Here is a 24,918-nt window from a genome sequence, read left to right on the forward strand (position 1 = left end):
TGTGTCGCCCAGGACGGCCGCTCAGAAAGATTCAATCGCCACCTCGATGCCCGTCCTGTCCGCCCTCACCCGTCCACATACCCGTCAATGACCGCCAGGAACGCTTCGCCATAACGCTCGCGTTTACTTTCGCCGATACCGGGAATGTCGAGCAGTTCGTCGAAACCGCGCGGGCGTTCCTTGGCAAGCGCAATCAGCGTCGCGTCGGGGAAGACGACATAGGGTGGAACGTTCAGGTCCTTGGCGATCGAGAAGCGCTCGGCGCGAAGCAATTCGAACAATTCGAGATCGGAGCCGGCAAGATCGGCGCGCTCGCGCTGCGAGCCCGACTTGGCGCCGCGCGCGGCTTTGCCCGAGGTCGGCCGGTCCTTGCGAAAGAGCACCTGACGTTCGCGCTTGAAGACGGCACGCGCGTCCGGTTCGAGCTTTATCGCGCCGAAGGCGGCGTGGTCGACGCTGATCAGCCCAGCCGCCAGCAACTGCCGAAACACCGATTGCCAGGTGCGGGCAGGAAGATCCTTTCCAGCGCCAAAGACCGGCATATCGACATGGCCGAAGCGCTCGGTCTTCTCGTTGACCGTCCCCATCAGCACGTCGACCACATGGCCTGTGCCGAAGCGCTCGCCGGTGCGATAGACCGCCGCCAGCGCCTTGATCGCCGCTTCCGTACCGTCCCAGGTCTCGACCGGCTTCAGACAGGTGTCGCAATGGCCGCAACGCCCGGGATGGGCTTCGCCGAAATGCGCGAGGATCGCCTGGCGGCGGCAGCCGGCAGTCTCGCAGATCGCGAGCAGTGCATTGAGCTTGCCGCGCTCGATGCGCTTGATGTCGTCAGCCGCCCCACCCTCGTCTATCATCCGGCGGCGCTGCAACACGTCGGCCATGCCATAGGCCATCCAGACCTCCGACGGCTGGCCGTCGCGGCCGGCACGGCCGGTCTCCTGATAGTAGGCCTCCACCGACCCCGGCAGGTCGAGATGGGCGACGTAGCGCACATCGGGCTTGTCGATGCCCATGCCGAAGGCGACGGTCGCGACGAGGCAGAGGCTCTCTTCCTTGAGAAACGCGTCCTGGTGCTTGTCTCTGAGCGTTCGGTCCATGCCGGCGTGATAGGGCAGCGCCCGGATGCCCTGGGCGTTCAGCCACTCGGCGGTATCTTCGACCTTGGCGCGCGACAGGCAGTAGACGATGCCGGACGCCCCCTTGAAGCGCGAAAGAAAACGCAGCAATTGCTGGCGCGGCTGGTCACGCTCGACGATCTCATAGGCGATGTTCGGCCGGTCGAAGCTGGTGGTGAAGACCTTGGCATTGGTCAGAGCCAGCCGCTCGACGATATCGTCACGTGTGTGCGGATCGGCAGTGGCCGTGAGCGCGATGCGCGGCACGCCGGGATAACGCTCCGCCAGCAACCCGAGCGCGCGGTACTCGGGGCGAAAATCGTGCCCCCATTGCGAAACGCAATGCGCCTCGTCGATGGCAAACAGCGCGATGCGGGCATCGCCGAGAAGATCGGCGAAACCATCGGTGACGATCCGCTCCGGCGTCACATAGAGAAGATCGAGCGTGCCGTCATAGATCTGCCGCCGCACGGCGATCGCTTCCTCGCGGGTCAGCGATGAGTTGAGGGCAGCCGCATTGACGCCGAGCTGCCTCAGCGCCTCCACCTGGTCGCGCATCAGCGCAATCAGCGGCGAGACGACCACGCCGAGCCCGGGACGGCAGAGCGCCGGGATCTGGAAGCAGAGCGATTTTCCGGCACCGGTCGGAAAGAGAACGACGGCATCGCCGCCGCCTGTCACGTGCTCGACCACGTCCTGCTGCTTGCCACGAAAGGCGGAATAGCCATAGACACGCTTCAGCACATCGAGCGGCGCCGGACCGGCGTCGTCGAAGAAATGGCTGGCAGCGCTTGCGGCGCGCTTCGCCCTTTCGACAAACTCCATCACGTCTCCTTCACGGGAATCACTGCTTGCAATCATCGCAAGATGCGGCCGCAATGCCATAGGCGTCAGGGCAAATGAAGAGAAAGTCGCAATTATCCCGCGCCATCAGCAGGCTTTTCAAGGTCGGGGATTGAGCCTTTTGCCAGCTTGACCTTGACAACGCACCAGTACTTTAGTGGCTCGCAAAAATCGGGAAGTCATTATGGCGAACATTCTAGCGGCGAGCGGCGGCGTCAAGCAGATCATCTGCATCAACTGGGGTACGAAGTACGGCGCTCCGTTCATCAACCGGCTTTATGCCATGGTCGCGCGCAATATCACCCCACCCTTCACCTTCACCTGTTTTACCGACAGTTTCGAAGGGCTGCGTCCGGAAATTCTCTGCGAGGACCTGCCGCCGCTCAACCTCGACGAGATGCCGACGAACACACCCGGCATCTGGCAGAAGTCGCGACTTTGGGGGCCGAAGCTTGGCAATCTCAAGGGGCCGGTTCTGTTTCTCGATCTCGACCTCGTCATCGTCGGATCGCTCGATTCCTTCTTCGAGGTTGGCGAGCCAGACGACGTGATCCTTGCCAAGAACCAGACGACGCCATTCGAGCGGCTGGGGCAAACGTCGCTGTTTCGTTTCCAGGTGGGCAAGCTCGTGCCGCTGCAGCAGAAGTTTACCGCCAACCCGCAAGGCATTGCAGACGAGTACCGATTCGAGCAACGCTTCGTCACGCGCAATGCGCCGGGCGGGGTGAAGCTGTTTCCGCGCCGATGGGTCCTGCACTTCCGGCAGGATTGCCACTGGACCTTCCCGCTGAACTACTTCTTCGCGCCGCGCCTGCCGGCCAATGCGCGTGTCGTGCTCTTCCCCCGCAGCCTGCTGCCACAGCACGCGATCGACGGGCAATACGGCTATCGCGGCCGCGTCGACACGCCGCTTGGGCATATTCGCCGTCTGTTCAACGGCGACCGCCGTGAGAAGAATCCGCTCCGCTACCTGCGCCACTATATCCGCCCTGCTCCGTGGGTGGCCGACCATTGGCGCGAATAGTCGGCGTCCTGTTAAGACCGGGCAGGACTTCAGCGTGGCAGCGTAAGTTTTCAGGCTAACGCGCTGCCGGCCCCTTCACGCGACCGGACAACACCCCGAAACCCTCGATGATCGCTTCCTGGTTCTCAAGCCGCGTGACTTCGAGCTGCACTTCCTGAAGCGTGCGCAGCAATTGCGGCACCACCTCGAGATCGCCCTCCTCCGTCGCATGCGCAAGCTCACGCTCGAGTTCGCGCCTCTGCCAGTGCAGTGCCTTGGACCGCTGGTGCAAGGCCAGCGCCTGCAGATAGCCTTCGCGGGCATCCTCGGGGGCTGCGGCCGTCGTCGCGGTCCAGAGCCGCGCATAGCGGATCTGCTGGTCGATCGCGCCGATGAGCGCGCCGAAGCCTTCCCCGCCCAGTTGTTCGACCAGCCCTTCACGCGTCAGGCGCGGCCCATGCGCGGCAGCAGCATTCAGCACCGCCGCCCAGCAGCGCTGCAGGTCACGGTGATCGAACTCGATCGTCGAGATCTCGTCGTACTCGTCGAACAGCAACTGCGGATGATTGACGATGGTGAGCGCCAGCACGCTTTCGCGCAGGAGCGGCGCGATCTGCTGCCCGCTGACAAGCGAGGATCGCGCCAGCCGATCGGAGATCGCCGTCGGTCCAGCTGCATTCGGCCCTTTTGGCCCGCCGGCACCGCGCGGCCCATTGCCTGGCCGGCCGCCACGCTCGAACGGGCGCCGCTCTCCCCGCCCCGCCCCTGACGATTGCAAGAACGCGTTCAGTCGGTCGCGCATGTCCTGGCCGTAGTGGCGGCGCACGCTTTCGTCGGCGATGACGGCGGTGACCTGCTTCAACCGCGCTTCGAGCTCGGCACGTTTTTCCGGTGTGTCGAACGATCCACCCTGTATCTCGCGCTGCCAGACCATGTCAGCAAGGGACCGCGCATTGGCGAGCACCTTGTCGAAGGGCGCGCGGCCCTCGTGGCGCACCAGATCGTCCGGGTCCTTGCCGTCGGGCAGCATGGCGAAGCGCACCGAGCGGCCAGGCTTCAGATGCGGCAGCGCGAGATCGACGCCGCGGTTGGCGGCACGAATTCCGGCACCATCGCCGTCAAAGCAGAGCACCGGCTGCGACGTCATCTTCCAGAGCAGGTCGAGCTGGTTTTCGGTGAGCGCCGTGCCGAGCGGCGCAACTGCGTTTTCGACGCCCGCCTGGTGCAGCGCGATCACGTCCATGTAGCCTTCGACGGCAATGATCGTTCCGGCGGCATCGTCCGGCCCGGCATCACCCAGACGGGCTGCCCCTTGCGAAGCCCGGCGCGCGCGGGCGAAATTGTAGAGCACGTTGCCCTTGTGGAAGAGCTCGGTCTCGTTGGAGTTCAGATACTTCGCCGGCGCATCCGGCGACATGGCCCGACCGCCGAAGGCAATGACCTTCTCGCGTGACGACAGGATCGGGAACATGATGCGGTCGCGGAAACGGTCGTAGGAAACCGGCACATCGGGCCCATGCACGACGAGGCCGCAGGCTTCGATCTGCTCCTTGCCGATGCCCTTGCCGGCTAGAAATTCCTTGAGCGCATTGCGGCTGTCCGGCGCAAAGCCCAAGCGGAAGGTCTCGATCGTGCGACCCGTCAGGCCGCGCTCGCGCAGATAGGCGCGCGCCTTGGCGCCGCCCGCGGTCTGGAGCTGATCCTCAAAAAAAGCCGTCGCCAGTTCCATGACGTCGAGAAGGCTGGTGCGTTCCTTTTCCCGTCGTTCGGCCTGCGGGTCGGGCTGCGGCATCGCAACACCCGCCATGTCGGCGATCTGCTGCACTGCTTCCGGGAAGCTCAGGCCTTCGAGATCGGTCAGGAAGCGAAAATGGTCACCGGAAACGCCACAGCCGAAACAATGATAGCGACCCTTGCGGTCCTCGCAGTGGAAGCTCGGCGACTTCTCCCCATGGAAGGGGCAGCAGGCCCAATAGTCACCGCGCGAGACATTGGTCTTGCGCCGATCCCAGGTGACGCGCTTGGCGATCACGTCCGAAATCGGCACGCGATCGCGTATCTCGTCAAGAAAGGATGGTGAAAAGCGCATGAAAACCTCTGGTCGATCCTCCATATAGGCGGCAAGGCCGCTGGACGCCACAACAGTGATCCGGCTTACCCGCAATTCACAGGACGGAAACGGGAATCACACCCATCAATGCAACCAAAAGACGTGGCCATAGCCTTCCAGAGACCAAAAGTAGCGCTTGACTCGCCGATGGCGAACAGCGTCAATTCGGTGTGCCGAATTGGAACACCCATCATGGCCATCGCCGCCAAAGCGCTCGCGTCCAGTCCCGTCTTCTTCAGCGCCGTGCTGGATTACGCCCGCGGCATGGTCTCCATGTATGGGGACAACCCGCGCCTCGCTTCGATCTTTGCCTCGCAGCAACGCTGGCTGATGGCCCAATCAGGCCTTGCCCTCCATCACGACCGCGATCCTGAAGATCTGTCGAGCGGCCTCTATAGCGGTCGTTTCATCAACTATGTCGTCGCCAACGATATCGCTAGCCGCAACACCGCGGCCTCCTTCGTGCAGGAGATGATCGCCTATCGCTTCGCGCAGTATACGCCGTCACCACCCACCAAGCGCAATCGGCCGATCGAGCCGACGGAAGCCGCGCTCGACTATGTCTCGAAATGGATGCTGGCGCACCTTGCCATTCTCGACGTGCTTGATGGACAGTCGCGCGTGGCAACGCTGACGGAGGACGCAACTCAGTTTGGCCGACTGCAGGCGGCGGTCGCCCACGCTCTCGTTGGAAACGACAAGGTCCGCCGTCCGGGTCCGACCTTTAATCTTTTCACCTGGGTTAATTCCGGCGGCGTGGTCATGGACGATCTGTTCTCGCGGATCAGAAGCTTCAACCCTGACGCCGACCGGCTGGCGATCGGTTCGGTTTCGCCCGGCGACCTCAGCGAGCGCTTCATGATCTCGAAGACGCACCTCAAGCGGATCTTCGACAAGGCGGCCCTGCTCGGCAGCATGGGTTGGGAGCGAACGCCCGGGCGCGGCAGCGTCTGGCTGTCCAAGGCCTTCATCCGGGAGTATTGGGATTATCAGGCGGAGAAGTTCGCGCTGATTGATCGCGCGTTCGAAAACGAAATCCTTGCGAACGCCGAGGGAGCGCCGCCCGTTACCTATGGACGGGCGTGCGCAGCTACTTGAACGAACTCTACTTGAGCAGTTCCTTCACGAGACCGGACGCCTTGGCGAAGTCCATCTGGCCCGGATAACGCTCCTTGAGCACGTTCATGCACTTGCCCATGTCACGCAGGCCGTGGGCACCGGTTTCCTGGATCACCGAGGCGCAGAGTTCGCGCACCTTCGCTTCCGGAAGCTGCGCCGGAAGGAACTGGTTGATGATCACGATTTCCTGGCGCTCCTGCTCGGCAAGCTCCGGCCGGCCGCCTTCGTCGTAGATGCGGGCCGACTCCTCGCGCTGCTTGATCATCTTGGCGAGGATCTGCAGGATATCGTCGTCGCTGACCGGGTCCTTGCCCAGGCCGCGATTGGCGATGTCCCGGTCCTTGATCGCCGCCTGGATCAGCCGCACGGTCGAGGTACGCCGTGTGTCCTTGGCTTTCAGGGCTTCCTTGAGGGCGTCTGCGAACTGGTCGCGCATGTCCATACTCCATGTCGAAACCGGCCCGCGGTGCTCCGCCCGGAACCGGTTCGAAATCATCATTGTTGTCGTCGTCTTAAACCAGTGTGACAGGCGCAATCAAACGGAATACGCAACCGCTTGAATTAAAAGGAATTTTATTTCCAGACAATTCACAGCGGCCGGTTGACCCGGAAGAGCGCTTTGGCTATTTTCCCGCACCTGCACGACATCGGCATGAGAGCACTTTCCGCGGGGATTCCGCGCGTCCATGCCTGAGCACATGAAATGGCGATCGACGGCCGGGCTTTCAAGCCCCGCTTCACGCCGCAACGGGATAGGAACGATGACCGCGACACCCGCATGGACCACTGAAAAACCAACCGCACTGCTCGTTCTGGCCGACGGCACCGTGATCGAAGGCAAGGGCATCGGCGCGACCGGCAAGGTGCAGGCGGAAGTCTGCTTCAACACGGCGCTGACGGGCTACCAGGAAATCCTCACGGACCCCTCCTATCTCGGGCAGATCGTCACCTTCACCTTCCCGCACATCGGCAACATCGGCGCCAATGACGAAGACATCGAAGACCTGACGCCGGCAGCACGCCACGGCGCGGTCGGCGTCATCTTCAAGGCCGACATCACCGAGCCGTCGAACTACCGCGCTGCCAAGCACCTCGACGCCTGGCTGAAGGCACGCGGCATCATCGGCCTCTGCGGCATCGACACCCGCGCGCTCACCGCCTGGATCCGCGAAAACGGCATGCCGAACGCCGTCATCGCCCATGACCCCCAGGGCGTCTTCGACATCGACACGCTGAAGGCCGAAGCCAAGGCGTGGAGCGGACTTGAAGGCCTTGACCTCGCCAAGGTCGCAACCTCGGGCCAATCCTCGCGCTGGGGCGAGCAGCCCTGGGTCTGGAACGAAGGTTACTCGACGCTCGGCGAAACGGACGCCGCCTACCACGTCGTCGCGCTCGACTATGGCGTCAAGCGCAACATCCTGCGTCTCTTTGCCGGCCTCAATGCCCGCGTCACCGTGATGCCGGCAACGACGAGTGCCGAAGAGGTACTCGCCCAGAAGCCGGACGGCATCTTCCTCTCCAACGGCCCAGGCGACCCGGCGGCAACCGGTAAATATGCCGTGCCGGTCATCCAGGACCTCCTGAAGAGCGATATCCCGGTGTTCGGCATCTGCCTCGGCCACCAGATGCTGGCGCTGGCGCTCGGCGGCAAGACCGAGAAGATGCACCAGGGCCACCACGGCGCCAACCATCCGGTGAAGGACCACACGACGGGCAAGGTCGAGATCGTCTCGATGAACCACGGCTTCGCGGTCGATTCGAAGTCGCTGCCGGAAGGCGTTGAAGAGACTCACATTTCGCTCTTCGACGGCACCAATTGCGGCCTGCGGGTTGCCGGCAAGCCGGTCTTCTCCGTCCAGCACCACCCGGAAGCCTCGCCCGGCCCGCAGGACAGCCACTACCTCTTCCGCCGCTTCATGAACCTCGTGCGCGAGAAGAAGGGCGAACCGGCATTGGCCGAGCGCTGAGCGCAATAATCATTCAGACAAAAGGCCCGCCTCGCGCGGGCCTTTTTGTTTGGCTGCACGGCGTCGGTCGATATCGCCAAGGCGGGGATGCTGCCCCTCGCCTTTGCGTGTCAACAGTCCGCGAGACGGTCGGCAATGAAGTCGACGACCGCCCGGACCGACGGCAGTTGCCCGCGCCGGTGCGGCATCAATAGCGTTGTCGTGACCAACCCCGCCAGCCAGTCGGGCAGCACCCGAACGAGGCTGCCATTTTCGATTTCGGCGCAGCAGAGCTTACGCGGCAGGGCGGTGACACCAAGCCCGGAAAGCGCCGCCTCGAGAAGGACACGCGATTCATCTGCGACGAAGCGTTGCTGCGGCTTCACCGCGACGGTGGCGTCGTCCGGATTGCGCAGCGTCCAGCCATCGCTCGCGAGCGAGGTGAGCAGGCCATCGTGGTCCTTGAGGTCGTCCGGCAGCGATGGCGCACCACGTCGGGCAAGATAGCCGGGCGCGGCAACCAGCCAGATGACCTCGGAGGCGACACGCCGCTGGACGAGACCTGAATCGGGCAAGGGTGCGAAATGATCGCGCACGGCAATATCGAAGCCTTCCTGCACAAGATCGACGAAGCGGTCGGTCGCATGCAGCGCTACCCGCATCTTCGGATAGGCGAGCGCCAGTTGCGGCAGCAGTCCCGAAAGCGTCATCTGCGCCGTCGGCACCGAAGCGGTGATGCGCACGGTTCCGCTCGGCTCTGCGAGCCTGCCCTTCACCACGGCTTCGGCTGCTTCCGCCTCGATCAGCATCGCGGCCGCGTGGCGATAAAAGTCCTCGCCGATCTCGGTTACCGTAAAGCGCCGGGACGTGCGGTTGATCAGTCGGACGCCAAGCTTTTTCTCCAGTTCCGCCACCCGCTTGCTGAGCGTCGATTTTGGCACGTTGAGCGCGCGCGCCGCCGGCGCGAAGCCCCTGTGGTCGACCACATGGGCGAAGACGATGAAGTCATTGAGATTGCGCATCGTGACTACTGTCTACAAACATGAACGATAGATCCATGAATGGCAATCTTTTGCCTCGTCGTCCACGGATTTATCTTTTCTCCATCAGAGTTCAAAACCAAAAGGACATCACGATGGGTATCTATCAAGGCAAGAAGGCAGTGGTTATCGGCGGCACGCATGGCATGGGGCTGGCAACTGTCGAACGCCTTGTCGAAGGCGGCGCAGAGGTGCTGCTCACCGGCAACAACGAAGCGAACCTTGCCAGGATCCAGGAGCGGTTTGGCGCACGCGTCCACGCGGTGAAGTCCGACATCACCGACATGAACGAGATTGCTGTCCTCGGCGCGACGGTCGGGCAGCGGCTCGGCGAGATCGACCTCTTGCACGTCAATGCAGGCACGTCGATCCTCGAACCCTTCGACCAGGTGAGCGAGGCCAGCTACGATCGCCAGTTCGCGATCAACACCAAGGGCGCCTTCTTCACCGTTCAGCGCTTGGCACCGCTGATCCGCGCGGGCGGCTCGATCGTTTTCACTTCATCGGTCGCCGACGACGGCGGTTATGCGGGGATGAGCGTCTATAGCGGCAGCAAGGCGGCGCTGGTCTCCTTCGCCTCGGTCTTTGCCGCAGAGCTGCTACCGCGCGGCATTCGCTTCAATTCGGTCAGCCCGGGTTTCATCGACACGCCAACCAAGGGTGTGGCCGGCATCACCGACGCCGAGCGCGCCGAGTTCAAGGCGCTTGGAAACAGTCTTACGCCGATGGGGCGAAACGGCACCGCCGACGAGGTGGCGCGCGCCGTGCTGTTCCTCGCCTTCGACGCCACGTTCACCACCGGTGCGCGACTGACGGTCGACGGTGGCCTCGGGCAGCAACTGACGCTTGCTGCCTGAGACTGCCGCCGGAGAGAGGGAGCGGCATCCGCCCCCCTCATCGGTTGACCCTTGGCCGGGCTTCGCGCATCCTCACTGCAACTGGAGGTGACGATGATTACAGGTCCACAGTGCCGCGCCGCCCGGGCGCTGATCGAAATCTCGCGAGAGATGCTGGCAAGCTTTTCCGGTGTCGATGAAGACACGATCCTCAGGTTCGAGCGCAAGTTGGAGACGCCCGCCGACGCGGTGATCCTGTCGCTGAAGCACGCGCTCGAAAATGCCGGTGCGGTGTTTCTGCCGGAGGGCGAACGCGGCATCGGCGTGCGGCTAAAGTTCACGCGCTCCGAGGCTCGCCGCCTCTCCATTCTGGAAAGCGAAGGTGGCGTCGTCGGCGACGACGAGGTTCCGGGCGCCTGAGGTTCCGTCCTGATTTCAACGCCTTGGTCGGCGCGCTTGAATCAGAATGGCCGCCCCTTGAATCACCTTGCGAACAAAAAAACCCGCCGTTGCCGGCGGGCTTTTTCATTGAATGTAATGCCTGAAGCTTACTTGCAGGCGGCGCAGAAGCGCTGGATGCGGCGGCAAGCTTCTTCGAGCTGTGCTTCCGAGGTCGCGTAGGAGATGCGGAAGTTCGGGCCGAGACCGAAGGCCGAACCGTGCACCACGGCGACGCCTTCCGATTCCAGCAGTTCCGACACGAAGTCTTCGTCCGTCTCGATGACCTTGCCCGACGGCGCAGTCTTGCCGATGAGACCGGCGCAGGACGGGTAAACGTAGAAGGCGCCTTCCGGCGTCGGGCACGCGATGCCCTTGGCCTGGTTCAGCATCGAGACGACCAGATCGCGGCGGCCTTCGAAGATCTTCTTGTTTGCGGGGATGAAATCCTGCGTGCCGTTCAGCGCCTCGACGGCAGCCCACTGCGCGATCGAGGTGGCGCCCGAGGTCTGCTGGCCCTGGATCATGTCCATGGCCTTGATGAGCTGCAGCGGGCCGGCGGCGTAGCCGATGCGCCAGCCGGTCATGGCATAGGCCTTGGAGACGCCGTTCATCGTCAGCGTGCGGTCATAGAGACCGGGCTCGACTTCGACCGGGGTCGCGAACTTGAAGTCGCCATAGGTCAGGTGCTCGTACATGTCGTCGGTCAGGACCCAGACATGCGGATGCTTCATCAGGACGTCCGTCAGCGCCTTCAGCTCGGCATGGCTGTAGGCCGCGCCCGAAGGGTTGGACGGCGAGTTGAAGATGAACCACTTGGTCTTCGGTGTGATCGCCTTTTCGAGATCTTCAGCCTTGAGCTTGAAGTTGTTTTCCTGCTTGGTCGAGACGGTGACCGGCGTGCCGCCGCAGAGCGCCACCATTTCCGGATAGGAAACCCAGTAGGGTGCCGGGATGACGACTTCGTCGCCTGCGTTCAGCGTCGCCATGAAGGCGTTGAAAAGAATCTGCTTTCCGCCCGTGCCGACGATCGTCTGGGCGGCGGTGTAGTCGAGGTTGTTCTCGCGCTTGAACTTCTTGGCGATCGCTTCGCGCAGTTCCGGAATGCCGGAAACCGGCGTGTACTTCGTCTCGCCGCGGTTGATCGCGTCGATGGCGGCCTTCTTGATATTGTCGGGCGTATCGAAGTCCGGCTCTCCGGCGCCAAGGCCGATGACATCGCGGCCTTTCGCTTTCAGCTCACGGGCTTTCTGCGAAACGGCGATGGTGGCGGAAGGCTTTACACGGGAAAGGGCATCGGCAAGGAAGGCCATGGGTGAAGGTCCTGATCGTTTCGAGACGAGGTGATCGCTACGGAACGTAAAAAGCCAGGCTCCATAGCGGTTAGGTCTATGTCGAAAGACGCCCGGTCTTGCAAGCGCCGGAAAGCCAAAAACGCCGGAAACGCGGGCAAAAAGCGTCACCATGACAAAGTTTCATGAGTACGATCAGCGTTGTCGATGACTTCGACGGCGCACCTCCAACCGCACACCCTATTCGTAGATCGCCGCTGAATGGAACATTCGAGCGATGTCTCGCCAGGTCAAGGATACCGCTTCCTGTTTTCCTTGGCTCCGCTCGTGATCCCCCATATCGCTGACCCACGCCTCCAGCGCTTTGAGAAAATCGTCCAGGTTGACGTTCTCCCAGTTCTCCGAGTCGTCACGCAGGCTTAGCCGCAACGCGCTAGCAAAGTCGCAGAACTCCTGACGGGTCTTAATCTTGCTGTAGTCGACGTCACTCATCTTTCACCTCACACTGAAGACGCTCTTCGGCAACGACCGAAGGCGTCTGGCAATGCCCATACTCGGTCGTCATTCGAGCGTTGCCAAAATGGAATTATGGCGGCCACTTGATCGACCACGAAACGTATCAGCCAGAAACGGTTCTTGATTGAGATTTATTCAAAAAAATCAGCGACGTTCGGCATTTTTCGAAATGCCATAATTTAGCCATCACAACTGTCGCGGACCGCCGCAATTCCGTCCTGCAACAGCCGGTTTCCGGGCCTTTTCTTCGATGATCCGAACACATTCGCATTACGGGGGTTATGCAATGTTTCTCGACGACGAAATTGCCTCTTCCAGGACAGGACGGAACGAAGCGCGCTGGGGCATGTACCTGGCGCTCGCAGCGCTTGCCGCCTGCATCCTGATGTTCATCGGCCTGATGACCCAGGCCGCCGCCGAAACGGCGGGCGCCAAGCCGCAGCAGATGGCGGGCTACGTTCGCCCCAACGACATTGGCACAGGCGCCCTGCTCTTCCCATCCAAGGAACCCGGCTATTTCGTCGAGGCGCCACGGCTTGCGACCGACGTTCAGATCGACGTCAACGGCCCGATCATGCGCACCCGCGTGACCCAGCGCTTCGAAAACCCGAGCAAGGGCTGGGTCGAAGGCACCTATGTCTTCCCCCTGCCCGAGGATTCGGCCGTCGATACGCTGAAGATGCAGATCGGCGACCGCTTCATCGAAGGCGAGATCAAGGCGCGCCAGGAAGCCAAGGAAATCTACGAGCAGGCGAAAGCCGAGGGCAAGAAGGCGGCACTGCTCGAACAGCAGCGCCCGAATATCTTCACCAACCAGGTTGCCAATATCGGCCCCGGCGAAACGGTGGTCGTGCAGATCGAGTATCAGAGCGCGGTCCGCCAATCGAACGGCCTCTACTCCCTGCGCTTCCCGATGGTGGTCGCGCCCCGCTACAATCCCGAGCCGATCGTTCAGACCGTCGATCTCGATAGCCGCACCGGCTATGCCGTCAGCGATCCAGTCCCTGATCGCGAAAAGATCGAAGCGCCGGTTCTCGACCCGAAGGCAAATGCGAAAATCAATCCGGTCACGCTGACCGTCAACCTCAAGGCCGGCTTCCCGCTCGGCGAGGTCAGGTCCGCCTATCACGACGTCGACATCGCCAACCTCGACGATCTCAGCCGCCGCATCGCGCTGAAAGGCGAAAGCGTGCCGGCCGACCGTGACTTCGAACTCACCTGGAAGGCGATCGAGGGCAAGAGCCCCTATGCCGGACTTTTCCGTGAGACGGTGGGGAACAAGACCTATCTGCTCTCCTTCGTCACGCCACCGGCAGCCGCAACCGATGCCGATGCCAAACCGGTCAAACGTGAGATCGTCTTCGTCATCGACAATTCCGGTTCCATGGCCGGCCCCTCGATGGAGCAAGCCAAGGAGAGCCTGGCGCTGGCCATTTCCAGGCTGAAGCCCGAGGACCGTTTCAACGTCATCCGCTTCGACGACACCATGTCGGTGCATTTTCCAGAACTCACCGAGGCGACACCGGACAAGCGTGAAAATGCCATTGCCTATGTCCGTGGGCTCACGGCCGATGGCGGCACGGAAATGCTGCCGGCGTTGGAAGCAGCCCTGCGCACCCAGGGGCCGGTTCAGGCCGGCGCGCTTCGCCAGGTCGTCTTCCTCACCGACGGCGCGATCGGCAACGAGAGGCAGCTCTTCGACGAGATCCAGAAGAACCGCGGCGACGCCCGCGTCTTTACCGTCGGCATCGGCTCGGCCCCGAACAGCCACTTCATGACCAAGGCCGCCGAATACGGTCGCGGTACGTTCACGCTGATCGGTTCGGAAAGCCAGGTGGCGACACGCATGGGCGAGCTTTTCACCAAGCTCGAAAGCCCCGCAATGACCGATATCTCCGCGAGCTTCGAGGCCGCGTCGGCAAGCGACATCACCCCGAACCCGATGCCCGATCTCTATCGCGGCGAGCCTGTCGTGCTGACCGCCGAACTCGACGGCACGGCGCCTCAGGGCAAGCTGCAGATCCTCGGCAAGGCCGGCGACCAGCCCTGGCGGGTCGAGATGGACATCGCCAAGGCTTCGACCGGCCAGGGCATCGCCAAGCTCTGGGCCCGCCGCAAGATCGACGACCTCGAAGCGAGTGCGGCGACGATCGCCGACCCCGCCACGCTCGACCAGCAGATCGAGACCGTGGCGCTTACCCATCACCTCGTCTCCCGCGTCACCAGCCTCGTCGCGGTCGACGCAACGCCGTCGCGCCCGGCCGGCGAACCACAAGCCGAAACCAGGCTGCCGCTCAACCTTCCGGCTGGCTGGGACTTCGGCAAGATCTATGGGGAACAGTCCGGCAAGGCCGTGCCCGAAAAGGTTGACGAACGTGACGCCGCGCTCGAAAGCCGAACCAAGCTGGCCATGGTGACGGCCGACCGGATGCTGGCGGCACCAACCGCGCGGGCGGCAGGCCTGATCGCAGAGGCCAACAACCAGGTCACCCTGCCGCAGACGGCGACGGAAGCGGACAAGCAGATCCTGATCGGCCTGATGCTCTTGGCCTTTGCCCTCCTCGCCGGCACGACCTTCGTCTTCTGGCGCGCGCCGATCGCCACCATCGTGCTTGCGGGAGTGCGCCGCCGTGGCCGCTGACAACGAAAGGCCCGAGCCACGCCCGGGCTTTCTCGCCCGCCTTTCGGCGGTCGAAACGATCGTGCTTGCTGTGATCGCGCTGATTGCCCTTGCCGGTCTCATGCTGATCGGCAAGGGCTTCTACATGAAGGCCAAGGCCGAAGTCTCGCAGGTGCTCCTGAAACGCACGTTCGAGGCACAGTTGCACGGCAACCCTGACGGTAAGCCCTGGCCCTGGGCAGACTTCCAGACCGCCGCCGAAATCACCGCGCCTCGATTGAACCGCTCGGCAATCGTGCTTGAAGGCGCGAGCGGCGAAGCGCTCGCCTTCGGTCCAGCCTGGCTGAAGACGACGCCGATGCCCGGCGATGAAGGCACCTCCGTGATCGCCGCGCACCGCGACACGCATTTCCGCTGGCTGAAGGACGTTAACCCCGGCGACCTCCTGGTGTTGACGCGCAAAGACGGCCGCCGGTTCCTGTTCCGGGCCGGCGAAAGCCGCGTCGCCCGCTGGGATGAGAGCGGCATCAACGCATCCGCCACCGGCCACCATCTTGCACTTGCCACCTGTTGGCCCTTCGATGCGATCGAACAGGGACCGATGCGCTACATCGTCAATACCGAACTCATCGGCGAACAGCGCCCGGTGCCGCTGACGACAGGCTCGATCTCGAAATAAACCGCTTTTGATCGGATGTGACTTGAACCGCTCCTTTTCCCGCCCCAGCTTGCCTGATGAACGAATCGGCCCGGAGAAGCGCAATGCGGCGAGCGGATGCAGGAACGTCGAAACAGGTAGGCACGCGGCGGCACAGCCCGGCACTCACAGCGCTTGTCGCTCTGGCCGCGATCGCCGCCCCTTCGGGCGCTCACGCCCAGGAAGCGCGTGAATTCCCGAGCCAGCACGGCACCCTGCGGGTGGAAACCGTGGCGACCGGTCTCGAACATCCCTGGTCTGTCGAGGCGCTTCTGGGCGGCGGCCTGATCGTCAGCGAGCGTCCCGGCCGACTGCGGATCTTGCGCGACGGCAAGGTGTCGAAACCGCTGAAAGGTGTGCCCAAGGTCGCCGCGCGCGGCCAGGGCGGCCTGCTCGACATCGCACTCGACCCTGGCTTCGCAGAGAACAGGACGCTCTACCTGACAATGGCCGCCAATGGCAAAGGCGGCTACGGTACCGCCGTCGTGCGGGCGAAACTCGCCAAAGACGAGAGCGGTCTCACCGACGTCAAGGAACTCTTCCGGATGAGCAAGTTCACCGGCAAGGGGCAGCATTTCGGTTCGCGCATCGCGATCGCACCCGACGGCAGCCTGTTCTTCGGCATCGGCGACCGGGGCGAAGGCGGTCGGGCACAGGACCCGCGTGATCATGCCGGCGCAATCCTGCATATCAATGCCGATGGCAGTGTTCCAGGTTCCAATCCCTATCGCGGCGGCACCGGGGGCCTGGCGGAGATCTGGTCGAAGGGTCACCGCAATCCGCAAGGGATTGCCTTCGACCCGAAGGACGGCACGCTTCTGACGGTCGAGCACGGCGCCCGCGGTGGCGACGAGGTCAACAATCCGCAGGCCGGCCACAATTACGGCTGGCCGGTCATCACCTACGGCAAGGATTATTCCGGCGCCGAGATCGGCGAAGGCACCGCGAAGGACGGCCTCGATCAGCCCCTCTTCTATTGGGATCCCTCGATCGCCCCTGGGGCGCTTGCCGTCTATCGCGGCAAGATGTTTCCCGAGTGGGACGGCGATCTCCTGGTTGCCGCGCTGAAGTACCAGCTTGTCGCACGACTGGAGCGCGACGACAGCGGCGCCATCGGCTCCGAAGAGCGGCTGTTCGATGGCGAGTTCGGCCGCATCCGCGATGTCGTCGTCGCGCCCGATGGCGCGCTGCTGATGGTGACGGACGAGGAAGACGGCGCCGTTCTTCGGGTCTCCAAAGGCGCGACGCAGTAACAATTCAGAGCTTCACGACAACTGGTCACGAAACTCCCGGCGGAACATGAACTTCAGCCCGGACCAGACTGCATCGACCGCGCAGACCTTCACATCGACGAGGCCGAGCGGCAGGAAGACGTCGCGCAGCACATCCTCCGTCAGTGTCGTCGGCACTTTCGACGCCTTCTTCGGCCAGGAAATCCAGAGCATGCCGTCGGGCCTGAGCCGGGCCGCGACCTCCGGAGCGAGCCCTTCCAATACGGTCCTCTGCGTCTCGAACACATGGATATAGTCGAAGCTGCGCCCAGCAGTCGGACTGAGCACGGTTTCGCACGTCGAGAAGCCGGAAAACTGCGTGATTTCGCCGAGCCCGGGCGGCACACCGAGAAGCAGCGCGGCCTTTCCATCCTTCAAACCCAGCTTGCGGGCAAGCGGCGTGCCGGAATATCCGCTGTCATTCATCGCCATCTCCGAGCGCCATGACGCCGACGATGAGCCTTGCCCGCCCAGAAGGCAACTGCTAGACGGCGCCTGTCCGAGGAGAGAACGAACATGCCCCGCATTCAGGCCAATCTGCTGCTGTTGATATCAGGCGCGATCTGGGGCGCCGGCTTCGTTGCGCAGTCGACGGCCATGGATGCGATCAGCCCGCTGTGGTTCATCACGCTCCGTTTCGCCATCGCGACGCTGGTTGCCATGCCCCTGGCCATCATCGAGACGAAGCGCGCGACCGAGCCGCTGCGGCTGACGACCGTGCGCAACTTCGTCTTCATCGGCCTTGCGCTTTTTGCCGGAGCGGCGACACAGCAATTCGGTCTCCTCGATACCAGCGTCACCAATTCCGGTTTCCTCACTGGTCTTTACGTCGTCTTCGTTCCGGTGCTGAGCGTCATCTTCCTGCGTCGCAAGCCGCACTGGGTCATCTGGCCGGGCGCGCTGATGGCGCTGTTCGGCATATTCCTGTTGAGCGGTGGCACCCTGTCGGCACTGACTGGCGGCGATTATCTGACGATCGTCTGTGCTCTGTTCTGGGCGGTGCAAATGCTGCTCGTTGGCCTTTTCGCGCCCAGCAGCGGCCGGCCGATGTTGCTGTCAATGACGCAGTTTGCCGTCTGCGCGGTGCTCGGCTTGCTCTTCGCCGTGTCAACGGAGCCGCTGAGCTTTGCGGCGATCGAAGGCGCGCTCTTCGAAATCCTCTATGCCGGCATCTTCTCGAGCGGCCTCGCCTTCATTCTGCAGGTGGTGGGCCAGCGCTATACCACGGCGCCGCAGGCGGCCATCTTCCTGTCGAGCGAGGCGCTTTTTGCCGCCCTCTTCGGTGTCCTGTTGCTCGGTGAGATCATCACCCCGATCGGTTATGCCGGCTGCGCGATCATCTTCGCGGCAATGCTTGCGGTCGAAATCATTCCCGAACTGACCAAATATCGGCGCGCGGAAGCTGCGGTCTGAAACTGGCGCTTGCGAGCGCAACCGACAGCGCGCCATGAACTATATCAGCGACCGGTCCAAACGCCGGACTGGCGCTTTACTTGCTATTGTACCCGGCAGCCAATTCGTTGCTTCGGCACCAGGGACGCGACAGGGCGCAATCGACCGGTCCAATTCAATACCTCTAGATTTTCTGCAAGAATCCAACGTAAGAAACGAGCGACGCGAGAAGCATCAAACATATCAGAGAGTTGCGAATGCCGGGCGATGCCGGCATTCAATGGGCCTTCTCGCGGCTGCATCGAAAAACAGCAAAAACCCACTCAAATTTGCGGCATTCATTTTCAAAAAGCTGTGATTTCAACAGCTTGCGATATATCTTGAAGGAAGGGCAACAACCGGCGAAATGACCGATTTTTGAGCAATGACAAGACGCAATACCACGCTCGAAAAGTTTTGCTTGCCAATTCAAAATAAACCCATCACTCTTACTCTGTTCGGGCAATCTGCGAACACGGGAAGATCTTGAAATAAAAGCGGGCCGGAGACGCAAAACTCCGGGCGGCCAGACCGGGAAGACGCATGAAAATGCAACTTCTCCAATGGCTGGCTGCGGTAACAGGACCCTTTCCTCAAACGTCGAGAACTGCCTGCCAACGCCCAATCGGGCAAAACTGCAATGCTGCCCGTCCGTCAAACGGGTGGAGAGAAAAGGACCTGACGCATGGCCGAAACTGGCACTGTAAAATTCTTCAACACCGACAAGGGCTTTGGCTTCATCAAGCCTGACAACGGTGGTGCAGATATCTTCGTACACATTTCCGCAGTACAGGCCTCCGGCCTGAACGGGCTGACGGAAAACCAGAAGGTGAGCTTCGACACCGAACCGGATCGCCGCGGCAAAGGCCCGAAGGCGGTCAACCTGCAGATCGCCGGCTAACGCCGACTTCTGCTGACAGATTCAAAGTTGAAGCCCGGCAGACTTGCCGGGTTTTTTTTGTTCAGGCTCGGTTCACAGTGGCGGCATTAACTTCCTCTCATCATGAAATCCGGATTGATCCGGTCCATGCGATAGGATTGAAGCTCATGAACAAGTTCGTCAAAGCCGCCGTTCTTTCGGTCGCCGCAGCCGCCATGGTCATCCCGACGTTCGGCGTTGCTGAAGCGGGCGGCCGTCACCACCACAACAATGACGATGCGTGGGCGGCTGGCGCAGCGGGCCTCGTCGCCGGCGCACTGATCGGCGGCGCGATCGCCTCGCAGCCCCGTTACAACAGCGGCTACGGCGAACGCGTCTACATCGATCCGGAACCGGAATACGACTATTACGAGCCGCGCCCGGTCTACCGCCCGCGCCCGGTCTACCAGGCCCGTCCGGTCGTCGTTGACAGCTACGGCGGCGGTTACCGCTCGCTCGAACCCTGGACGCCGACCTGGTACCGTTACTGCTCGCAGCGCTACCGCTCGTTCAACCCGGACAACGGCACCTTCCGCGGTTACGATGGCCGCAGCTACTTCTGCACCGCCGGCTGATCAGCGCCGCGGCAGCACTGAACAAGAAAACGCATGGCTCTCACGAGCCATGCGTTTTTTGATTCTACTGCATGTGTCCTTTAATCGTCGCAGATTGAAGGACAGCAACCTTTGCGCGTCTCATAAGACGCGCGGCGCTGTAGGCCGCTGATGCAGCTTGCTCGAGCGGATCAGAGCCCGCGCAGATACGGATTGGTGCGGCGCTCCTCGCCGATCTGCCCGCCCGGGCCGTGGCCGCAGATAAAGCCGACAGTGTCACCTAGCGGCAGAATCTTGTCGCGAATCGAATCGAGCAGTTGCTGGTGATTGCCGCCCGGCAGGTCGGTGCGGCCGATCGAGCCGTGGAAGAGAACATCGCCGACATGGGCGAAGTTCTGCGCCCGGTTGAAGTAGACGACGTGGCCGGGAGCATGGCCGGGGCAATGCAGGACCTCGAAGACGTGGTCGCCGAACGAAACGGTATCGCCCTCTTCGAGCCAACGATCGGGAATGACGTTCTGGACCTTCATCGCCAGTCCAAAACGCTCGGCCTGGCTCTCGAGCCGTTCGAGCAACGGCAGGTCATCCTTGTGCGGGCCGATGATTTCGAGCCCGAGCGCATCCTTCAATTCCTTGGCGCCGCCGGCGTGGTCGATATGGCCGTGGGTGATCCAGATTGCCTTCAGCGTGATGCCGTTCTCGCGAACCGTCTGCAGGATGAGATCGACATCGCCACCGGGATCGACGATCACGCCTTCCTTGGTCTCGCTGTCGAACAGCACCGTGCAATTCTGCTCGAAATGGGTAACCGGAATAATGCCCGCCTGTAACATGTGCGCCTGCCTCTATAGGATCTACTGCTTGTTTCCCTCGATCGTGGCCGATCGAAGGATAAGACATGCAGCAGCACTTCAAAATATTGCAGCGACCTTGGCGCGCCCGTCAGGACGCGCCTCGCTGTCGTATCTCTCCTATAGCGGCAATTGGCGTCGGTGACAGCGGCAATCAGCGCAGAACGGCGACTTGGCCGGTGGCGGGTTGCGGCGCCGGCCATTGCACCGTCGTCATCAGCAACGCCGAAATCGCCAGCTCCGCAGCAACCACGATCCGCACCACCGGCTTGAGGCTGCGGGCAGTGAAATTGTTCTGGTCCGGCTGAATATTCTGCATCGTCGTCCCTCTCCCGCCGCCTGTTCTCCTGGCTCATGGGCCTTGGCAGCGGGGGAAGAATGTCACGGCGTCACATTTCGTGACGTTCCCGGGGGAACATCCGCGCGCGCGGAGACGTTTCGCCCTCGTCAATAAGAGGAGAAAGATGATGGTGAAGCTTACCCGCCCCCTGTTGCGAGCCGCTGCGGCCGCGGGTTTGGTGTTGACGGTCGGCATGCCGGCCGCCTTTGCAGCCATGACCGCAACCACAGTCACGGACCTCAACATCCGCACGGGTCCGGGCCCCCAATATCCGACGGTGGGTCTTGCGACCCGCGGGAGCACCGCAGTCATCGACGGCTGCATCGAAGGCAGCAAATGGTGCCGCATCGATATCGATGGCGTGCGCGGCTGGGTCTATGCGCAGTATCTGACGACCGACTTCGACGGTTCGGCCGTCGTGGTTCAAGAACGTCGCGCCGACCTCGCCATTCCGGCAGTCACCTACGAGGCGCAACCCAATGATCCGGTGATCGTCAGGAGCGGCGATGAGTTGATCGGCCCGGTCGAAGAGATCGATCCGATCGTTCCGCCGGATACCGTGCGCACCTACGTTACGTCGAACCCCGGCGAGACGGTTTATCTCGACGGCGAGGTCGTGGTCGGCGCGGAGCTGCCGCAGACCGTCGCGGTCCAGCGCGTGCCCGACTATGACTACGACTATGTCAGCATCAACGGCCAGCCCGTGCTGGTCGAGCCGGCGACGCGACGCATCGTCTACGTCTATCGGTAAGCATTGATACTCCGGCGACCGGGCGGTCGCCGGAGTCCGAGGGCCTTCGGCAGACGCCTCTCCCACGGCATTGCCGCATGCACGAATCATTCGCTTCACGACGCGAAGACTGAAACCGATCCTTCTTAACGCCGGCGCACCCTTCTCCCTTTGGCGCCACGAAACGCCGATTTCAGCTGAAATCAAACCATTTCAATAGGCTAGGGTACGGTTGCCTGGGCGGTCATTTCATTCAACCTGGGCGGTCATTTCATTCAAATTGACAACAATCCAGATTCGGCTTCAACCTATCGGTGCCGGATCATCGGCTTTTAGTGGCCCGTCCACGACGAGCCACGACACGGAGGGATCAATGGAAGCATTAATGCCTATCATTACCCAATTGATCGCGGGGGCGGCCGGCGGCAACGCGGCCAGCGCAGTGTTGAAGCAGCAGGCATTCGGTGTCGTCGCACGGACCATCGTCGGCGCGATCGGCGGCCTGGGCGGAGGTTTCCTCATTCAGATGCTCGGCGGCGAAGCAGCCGCGACAGGCCTTGCCGTGCAGGCCATCGGCAGTCTCGTCGGCGGTGGCGTGCTGAGCGGTATTGTCGGGCAATTCCTCGGCAAGACGGCCTGAAACCGGCGATCATCTCCGTAGTAAGACAAAAGGCGGCCAATGGCCGCCTTTTCTGCATTCGAACCACTGCATGTTTCCCTCAATCGTAGCCGATTGAAGGACAAAACATGCAGCAATTCAAAGTGCTACAACGACCTTTGCGCGTCTCATAAGACGCGCGGCGCTGTAGGTGCGGAGCCGTTACTCGGCGGCCGCAGCAACCGGATAGACTTCCTTCATGTAGTCGTTCATCAGCGTTTCCGAAATCGTCGCCGGTGTGAAGCGATGGGGACCGATCTCGGAAACCGGCGTCACTTCGGCAGCGGACCCCGTGAGGAAGCACTCGCTGAAGCTCGGCAGTTCGTCCGGCATGATCGCCCGCTCGACAACCTCATAGCCGCGGCGCTTGGCAAGCTCGATGACCGTGCGGCGAGTGATGCCGTCGAGGAAGCAGTCCGGCACCGGTGTGTGGATGACGCCGTCCTTGACGAAGAAGATGTTGGCGCCGGTCGCTTCGGCTACCCGGCCGCGATAGTCCAGCATCATCGCATCCGCATAGCCCTTGGCTTCCGCCGCATGCTTGGAGATGGTGCAGATCATGTAGAGGCCGGCCGCCTTGGACTTCGAAGGTGCCGTCTGCGGATCTGGGCGACGGTACTCGGCGATGTCGAGGCGAATGCCCTTCAGCTTCTCGGCCGGGTTGAAGTAGCTGCCCCATTGCCAGATGGCGATGGCCACGTTGATGCGGTTGTTCTGGGCCGAAACGCCCATGCTTTCGCTGCCGCGCCAGGCGATCGGCCGCACATAGGCCTCGGAGAAGCCCTGGCGCTTCAGAAGCTCGACGCTCGCGGTATCCAGTTCTTCCACCGAATAGGGAATCTTGAAGCCGAGGATACCGGCCGACTGATGAAGGCGCTGGTTGTGCTCGTTCAGCTTGAAGATGCGTCCGCCATAGGCGCGCTCGCCCTCGAAGACCGCGCTCGCATAATGCAGGCCGTGGGTCAGCACGTGAATCTTGGCGTCCTTCCATGCGACGAACTCGCCGTTGAACCAGATTTCTCCGTCCAACTGATCAAAAGGAACCGCTGCCATGGTGTCATCCTCCGGCGCATATACGCCATTCTTAGTTGATTATCGTCCTGCTTTCAGTTTATCGGCAAACTGATTGAGGGAAAATTCAATTTCGTGATTTTGGATTTGCGATCGGAACGGCGCGGCATATCCTTTTGAAGGTGTTGCCAACGCCAAATGTCTCGCTTACCGAGCAAGGACGCTAATGGTGCGGTAAAAATATGTCAATAAAGCTGACGTATTTTTCCGAATGTTTCGCAAGTTGCAATCTGGCTGAAAGGAAATGACCGCGTGGCCGGCCAATCCAAAGAGAACACCCGGTATCTCACCGATGCCGCCGCCGATGATGACACGATCGATTTCGAAATCATCGAGCTGCTCTTCTTTGCCTATCGCGACTTCACCTCCGATCCCGACGCGATCCTTGAAAAGAGCGGCTTCGGACGGGCACACCACCGGGTCGTCCACTTCGTCGACCGCGAGCCCGGCATGACGGTCGCCGACCTCCTGGAGACGCTGAAGATCACCAAGCAGAGCCTGGCGCGCGTGCTCAAGCAATTGATCGATTCGGGCTATATCCGCCAGGAGACCGGCCCTGAAGACCGGCGCCAGCGCATGCTCTATACGACAGAGGAAGGCCAGGCGCTGGCGCGGGCGCTGGCCGAGCCACAGTCCCGCCGCATAGCCGATGCATTGGCAAGAACGGGTCCGGGCGCGCGGGAAACGGTCAAGCGCTTTCTCGCCGGAATGAAGAACGCCGAAGACTGACACGAGGCCCACCGCCGGCAGGCGGCTCGGAAGCCTGGAACCAGGGAAGCGTGGAATGACGACAAAAGCGACTGTCTCGGACGATGCGGCTCACCTTCTGGTCGTTGACGACGACCGGCGCATCCGCGACCTGCTCAACCGCTATCTGGTCGAACAGGGATTTCGCGTGACGACCGCGTCCGATGCGGACGAGGCGCGGCGCAAGCTCGTCGGCCTCGACTTCGATCTCCTGATCGTCGACGTGATGATGCCGGGCGAAAGCGGCATCTCGCTGACCCATAGCCTCCGGCAGATCAAGACCGTGCCGATCCTGATGCTGACGGCGCTGGCGGAATCGAATTCCCGCATCGAAGGCCTCGAGGCCGGCGCCGACGACTATCTGTCGAAGCCCTTCGATCCGCGCGAACTGGTCTTGCGCATCAACAATATCCTGCGCCGCAACCAGCCGGCCCAGGCGCCCAAGGTCGATCAGGTGATCTTCGGCCCCTACACCTTCTCGGTGGTGCGCAAGGAGCTTCGGCGCGGCGCCGATCACATCCGCCTCACCGACCGCGAGCAGGAGATCATGACGCTCTTTTCGCAGCGCGCCGGCGAAACCATCCCGCGCCACGAGCTGATCGGCGACGACGCCGAGGTCGGCGAGCGCACGATCGACGTGCAGATCAATCGCCTCCGGCGCAAGATCGAGGACGATCCATCCAATCCCGTCTGGCTGCAGACGGTGCGCGGCATCGGCTACCGGCTGAGCGTGGACTGAGATGGCAGTCCTTCCGATGAGTGCGGCGT

Annotated in this window: 25 protein-coding genes; 15 read left to right on the forward strand and 10 right to left on the reverse strand. The window is 62.2% G+C overall.

The features are described 5' to 3' along the window. Positions 1–65: 65 nt before the first annotated feature. Positions 66–1,943, reverse strand: coding sequence for a DNA helicase RecQ (recQ, locus tag PWG15_RS12820; protein ID WP_275020293.1), 1,878 nt, complete (start codon positions 1,941–1,943; stop codon positions 66–68). 202 nt (positions 1,944–2,145) lie between these two features. Here recQ and PWG15_RS12825 point away from each other — a divergent pair, with 202 nt between their 5' ends. Further along, positions 2,146–2,985 (forward strand): glycosyl transferase, encoded by an 840-nt coding sequence (locus PWG15_RS12825; RefSeq protein ID WP_425536700.1) that lies wholly within the window; start codon positions 2,146–2,148, stop codon positions 2,983–2,985. 55 nt (positions 2,986–3,040) lie between these two features. On the opposite strand, the gene dnaG is transcribed toward PWG15_RS12825, so the two are convergent. Next, positions 3,041–5,053 (reverse strand): DNA primase, encoded by a 2,013-nt coding sequence (gene dnaG, locus PWG15_RS12830; RefSeq protein WP_275020294.1) that lies wholly within the window; start codon positions 5,051–5,053, stop codon positions 3,041–3,043. A 213-nt stretch (positions 5,054–5,266) separates the two neighbouring features. Between dnaG and PWG15_RS12835 the strand changes: the two genes are divergently transcribed. Further along, on the forward strand, positions 5,267–6,172 hold the full coding sequence (locus tag PWG15_RS12835) for a hypothetical protein (RefSeq protein WP_275020296.1): 906 nt from the start codon (positions 5,267–5,269) through the stop codon (positions 6,170–6,172). Between the two features lie 7 nt (positions 6,173–6,179). On the opposite strand, the gene PWG15_RS12840 is transcribed toward PWG15_RS12835, so the two are convergent. Continuing rightward, entirely contained in the window at positions 6,180–6,629 is a 450-nt protein-coding gene (locus PWG15_RS12840; protein WP_275020297.1) for a GatB/YqeY domain-containing protein, read from the reverse strand. A 325-nt stretch (positions 6,630–6,954) separates the two neighbouring features. Between PWG15_RS12840 and carA the strand changes: the two genes are divergently transcribed. Next, a complete protein-coding gene (carA, locus tag PWG15_RS12845; protein WP_275020299.1) occupies positions 6,955–8,160 on the forward strand; it encodes a glutamine-hydrolyzing carbamoyl-phosphate synthase small subunit in 1,206 nt (401 codons plus the stop codon). A gap of 110 nt (positions 8,161–8,270) precedes the next feature. Here the strand turns inward: carA and PWG15_RS12850 are convergent, their stop codons facing one another. Further along, complete coding sequence (locus tag PWG15_RS12850) at positions 8,271–9,161, reverse strand: LysR substrate-binding domain-containing protein (protein WP_275020300.1); 891 nt, start codon at positions 9,159–9,161, stop codon at positions 8,271–8,273. A 113-nt stretch (positions 9,162–9,274) separates the two neighbouring features. On the opposite strand from PWG15_RS12850, the gene PWG15_RS12855 reads away from it, so the two are divergent. Both PWG15_RS12855 and PWG15_RS12860 read left to right on the forward strand, forming a co-directional pair. Continuing rightward, the gene (locus tag PWG15_RS12855; RefSeq protein ID WP_275020302.1) at positions 9,275–10,036 is read left to right on the forward strand and encodes an SDR family oxidoreductase; all 762 of its coding nucleotides are present in this window, start codon (positions 9,275–9,277) and stop codon (positions 10,034–10,036) included. A gap of 93 nt (positions 10,037–10,129) precedes the next feature. Continuing rightward, on the forward strand, positions 10,130–10,435 hold the full coding sequence (locus PWG15_RS12860; RefSeq protein WP_275020304.1) for an XRE family transcriptional regulator: 306 nt from the start codon (positions 10,130–10,132) through the stop codon (positions 10,433–10,435). A 128-nt stretch (positions 10,436–10,563) separates the two neighbouring features. Here PWG15_RS12860 and PWG15_RS12865 read toward each other — a convergent pair whose 3' ends face one another. Together PWG15_RS12865 and PWG15_RS12870 are read right to left on the reverse strand one after the other, a co-directional pair. Next, entirely contained in the window at positions 10,564–11,766 is a 1,203-nt protein-coding gene (locus PWG15_RS12865) for a pyridoxal phosphate-dependent aminotransferase (protein ID WP_275020306.1), read from the reverse strand. A gap of 219 nt (positions 11,767–11,985) precedes the next feature. Then, entirely contained in the window at positions 11,986–12,237 is a 252-nt protein-coding gene (locus tag PWG15_RS12870) for a DUF7660 family protein (protein WP_275020307.1), read from the reverse strand. A gap of 310 nt (positions 12,238–12,547) precedes the next feature. Between PWG15_RS12870 and PWG15_RS12875 the strand changes: the two genes are divergently transcribed. From PWG15_RS12875 to PWG15_RS12885, 3 genes are all read left to right on the forward strand, one after another. Next, positions 12,548–14,902 carry a marine proteobacterial sortase target protein gene (locus tag PWG15_RS12875; protein WP_425536701.1) on the forward strand — a complete coding sequence of 785 codons (2,355 nt, stop codon included), beginning with the start codon at positions 12,548–12,550 and terminating at the stop codon, positions 14,900–14,902. Continuing rightward, positions 14,874–15,560 (forward strand): class GN sortase, encoded by a 687-nt coding sequence (locus PWG15_RS12880; RefSeq protein WP_425536702.1) that lies wholly within the window; start codon positions 14,874–14,876, stop codon positions 15,558–15,560. The genes PWG15_RS12875 and PWG15_RS12880 overlap by 29 nt, the downstream gene beginning before the upstream one ends. Before the next feature lie 83 nt (positions 15,561–15,643). Further along, entirely contained in the window at positions 15,644–16,831 is a 1,188-nt protein-coding gene (locus tag PWG15_RS12885; protein ID WP_275020311.1) for a PQQ-dependent sugar dehydrogenase, read from the forward strand. Positions 16,832–16,843: 12 nt separating this feature from the next. Here the strand turns inward: PWG15_RS12885 and PWG15_RS12890 are convergent, their stop codons facing one another. Next, positions 16,844–17,275 carry a hypothetical protein gene (locus tag PWG15_RS12890; protein WP_275020313.1) on the reverse strand — a complete coding sequence of 144 codons (432 nt, stop codon included), beginning with the start codon at positions 17,273–17,275 and terminating at the stop codon, positions 16,844–16,846. A 90-nt stretch (positions 17,276–17,365) separates the two neighbouring features. Here PWG15_RS12890 and PWG15_RS12895 point away from each other — a divergent pair, with 90 nt between their 5' ends. The 3 genes from PWG15_RS12895 (at position 17,366) to PWG15_RS12905 (ending at position 19,774) form a co-directional block, all read left to right on the forward strand. After that, the gene (locus PWG15_RS12895) at positions 17,366–18,262 is read left to right on the forward strand and encodes a DMT family transporter (RefSeq protein ID WP_275020315.1); all 897 of its coding nucleotides are present in this window, start codon (positions 17,366–17,368) and stop codon (positions 18,260–18,262) included. A 703-nt stretch (positions 18,263–18,965) separates the two neighbouring features. Further along, positions 18,966–19,181 (forward strand): cold-shock protein, encoded by a 216-nt coding sequence (locus PWG15_RS12900; protein ID WP_057253168.1) that lies wholly within the window; start codon positions 18,966–18,968, stop codon positions 19,179–19,181. Positions 19,182–19,327: 146 nt separating this feature from the next. Continuing rightward, on the forward strand, positions 19,328–19,774 hold the full coding sequence (locus PWG15_RS12905; RefSeq protein WP_275020320.1) for a BA14K family protein: 447 nt from the start codon (positions 19,328–19,330) through the stop codon (positions 19,772–19,774). Positions 19,775–19,944: 170 nt separating this feature from the next. On the opposite strand, the gene PWG15_RS12910 is transcribed toward PWG15_RS12905, so the two are convergent. Next, a complete protein-coding gene (locus tag PWG15_RS12910; protein WP_057253164.1) occupies positions 19,945–20,586 on the reverse strand; it encodes an MBL fold metallo-hydrolase in 642 nt (213 codons plus the stop codon). Between the two features lie 172 nt (positions 20,587–20,758). Beyond that, a complete protein-coding gene (locus PWG15_RS12915) occupies positions 20,759–20,923 on the reverse strand; it encodes a hypothetical protein (protein ID WP_275020324.1) in 165 nt (54 codons plus the stop codon). Positions 20,924–21,071: 148 nt separating this feature from the next. Here PWG15_RS12915 and PWG15_RS12920 point away from each other — a divergent pair, with 148 nt between their 5' ends. Both PWG15_RS12920 and PWG15_RS12925 read left to right on the forward strand, forming a co-directional pair. Next, positions 21,072–21,695, forward strand: a complete 624-nt coding sequence (locus PWG15_RS12920; protein ID WP_425536703.1) for a DUF1236 domain-containing protein — start codon at positions 21,072–21,074, stop codon at positions 21,693–21,695. A 352-nt stretch (positions 21,696–22,047) separates the two neighbouring features. Next, a complete protein-coding gene (locus PWG15_RS12925) occupies positions 22,048–22,314 on the forward strand; it encodes a hypothetical protein (protein ID WP_275020326.1) in 267 nt (88 codons plus the stop codon). Between the two features lie 180 nt (positions 22,315–22,494). On the opposite strand, the gene PWG15_RS12930 is transcribed toward PWG15_RS12925, so the two are convergent. Then, on the reverse strand, positions 22,495–23,385 hold the full coding sequence (locus PWG15_RS12930) for a branched-chain amino acid aminotransferase (protein ID WP_275020328.1): 891 nt from the start codon (positions 23,383–23,385) through the stop codon (positions 22,495–22,497). A gap of 270 nt (positions 23,386–23,655) precedes the next feature. Here PWG15_RS12930 and PWG15_RS12935 point away from each other — a divergent pair, with 270 nt between their 5' ends. Beyond that, positions 23,656–24,132 (forward strand): MarR family winged helix-turn-helix transcriptional regulator, encoded by a 477-nt coding sequence (locus PWG15_RS12935; protein ID WP_275020330.1) that lies wholly within the window; start codon positions 23,656–23,658, stop codon positions 24,130–24,132. 55 nt (positions 24,133–24,187) lie between these two features. Further along, positions 24,188–24,889, forward strand: a complete 702-nt coding sequence (locus PWG15_RS12940; RefSeq protein ID WP_275020332.1) for a response regulator — start codon at positions 24,188–24,190, stop codon at positions 24,887–24,889. The last annotated feature ends 29 nt before the right edge of the window (positions 24,890–24,918 follow it).

This window comes from Ensifer adhaerens, assembly GCF_028993555.1.
Taxonomy (GTDB): domain Bacteria; phylum Pseudomonadota; class Alphaproteobacteria; order Rhizobiales; family Rhizobiaceae; genus Ensifer; species Ensifer adhaerens_I.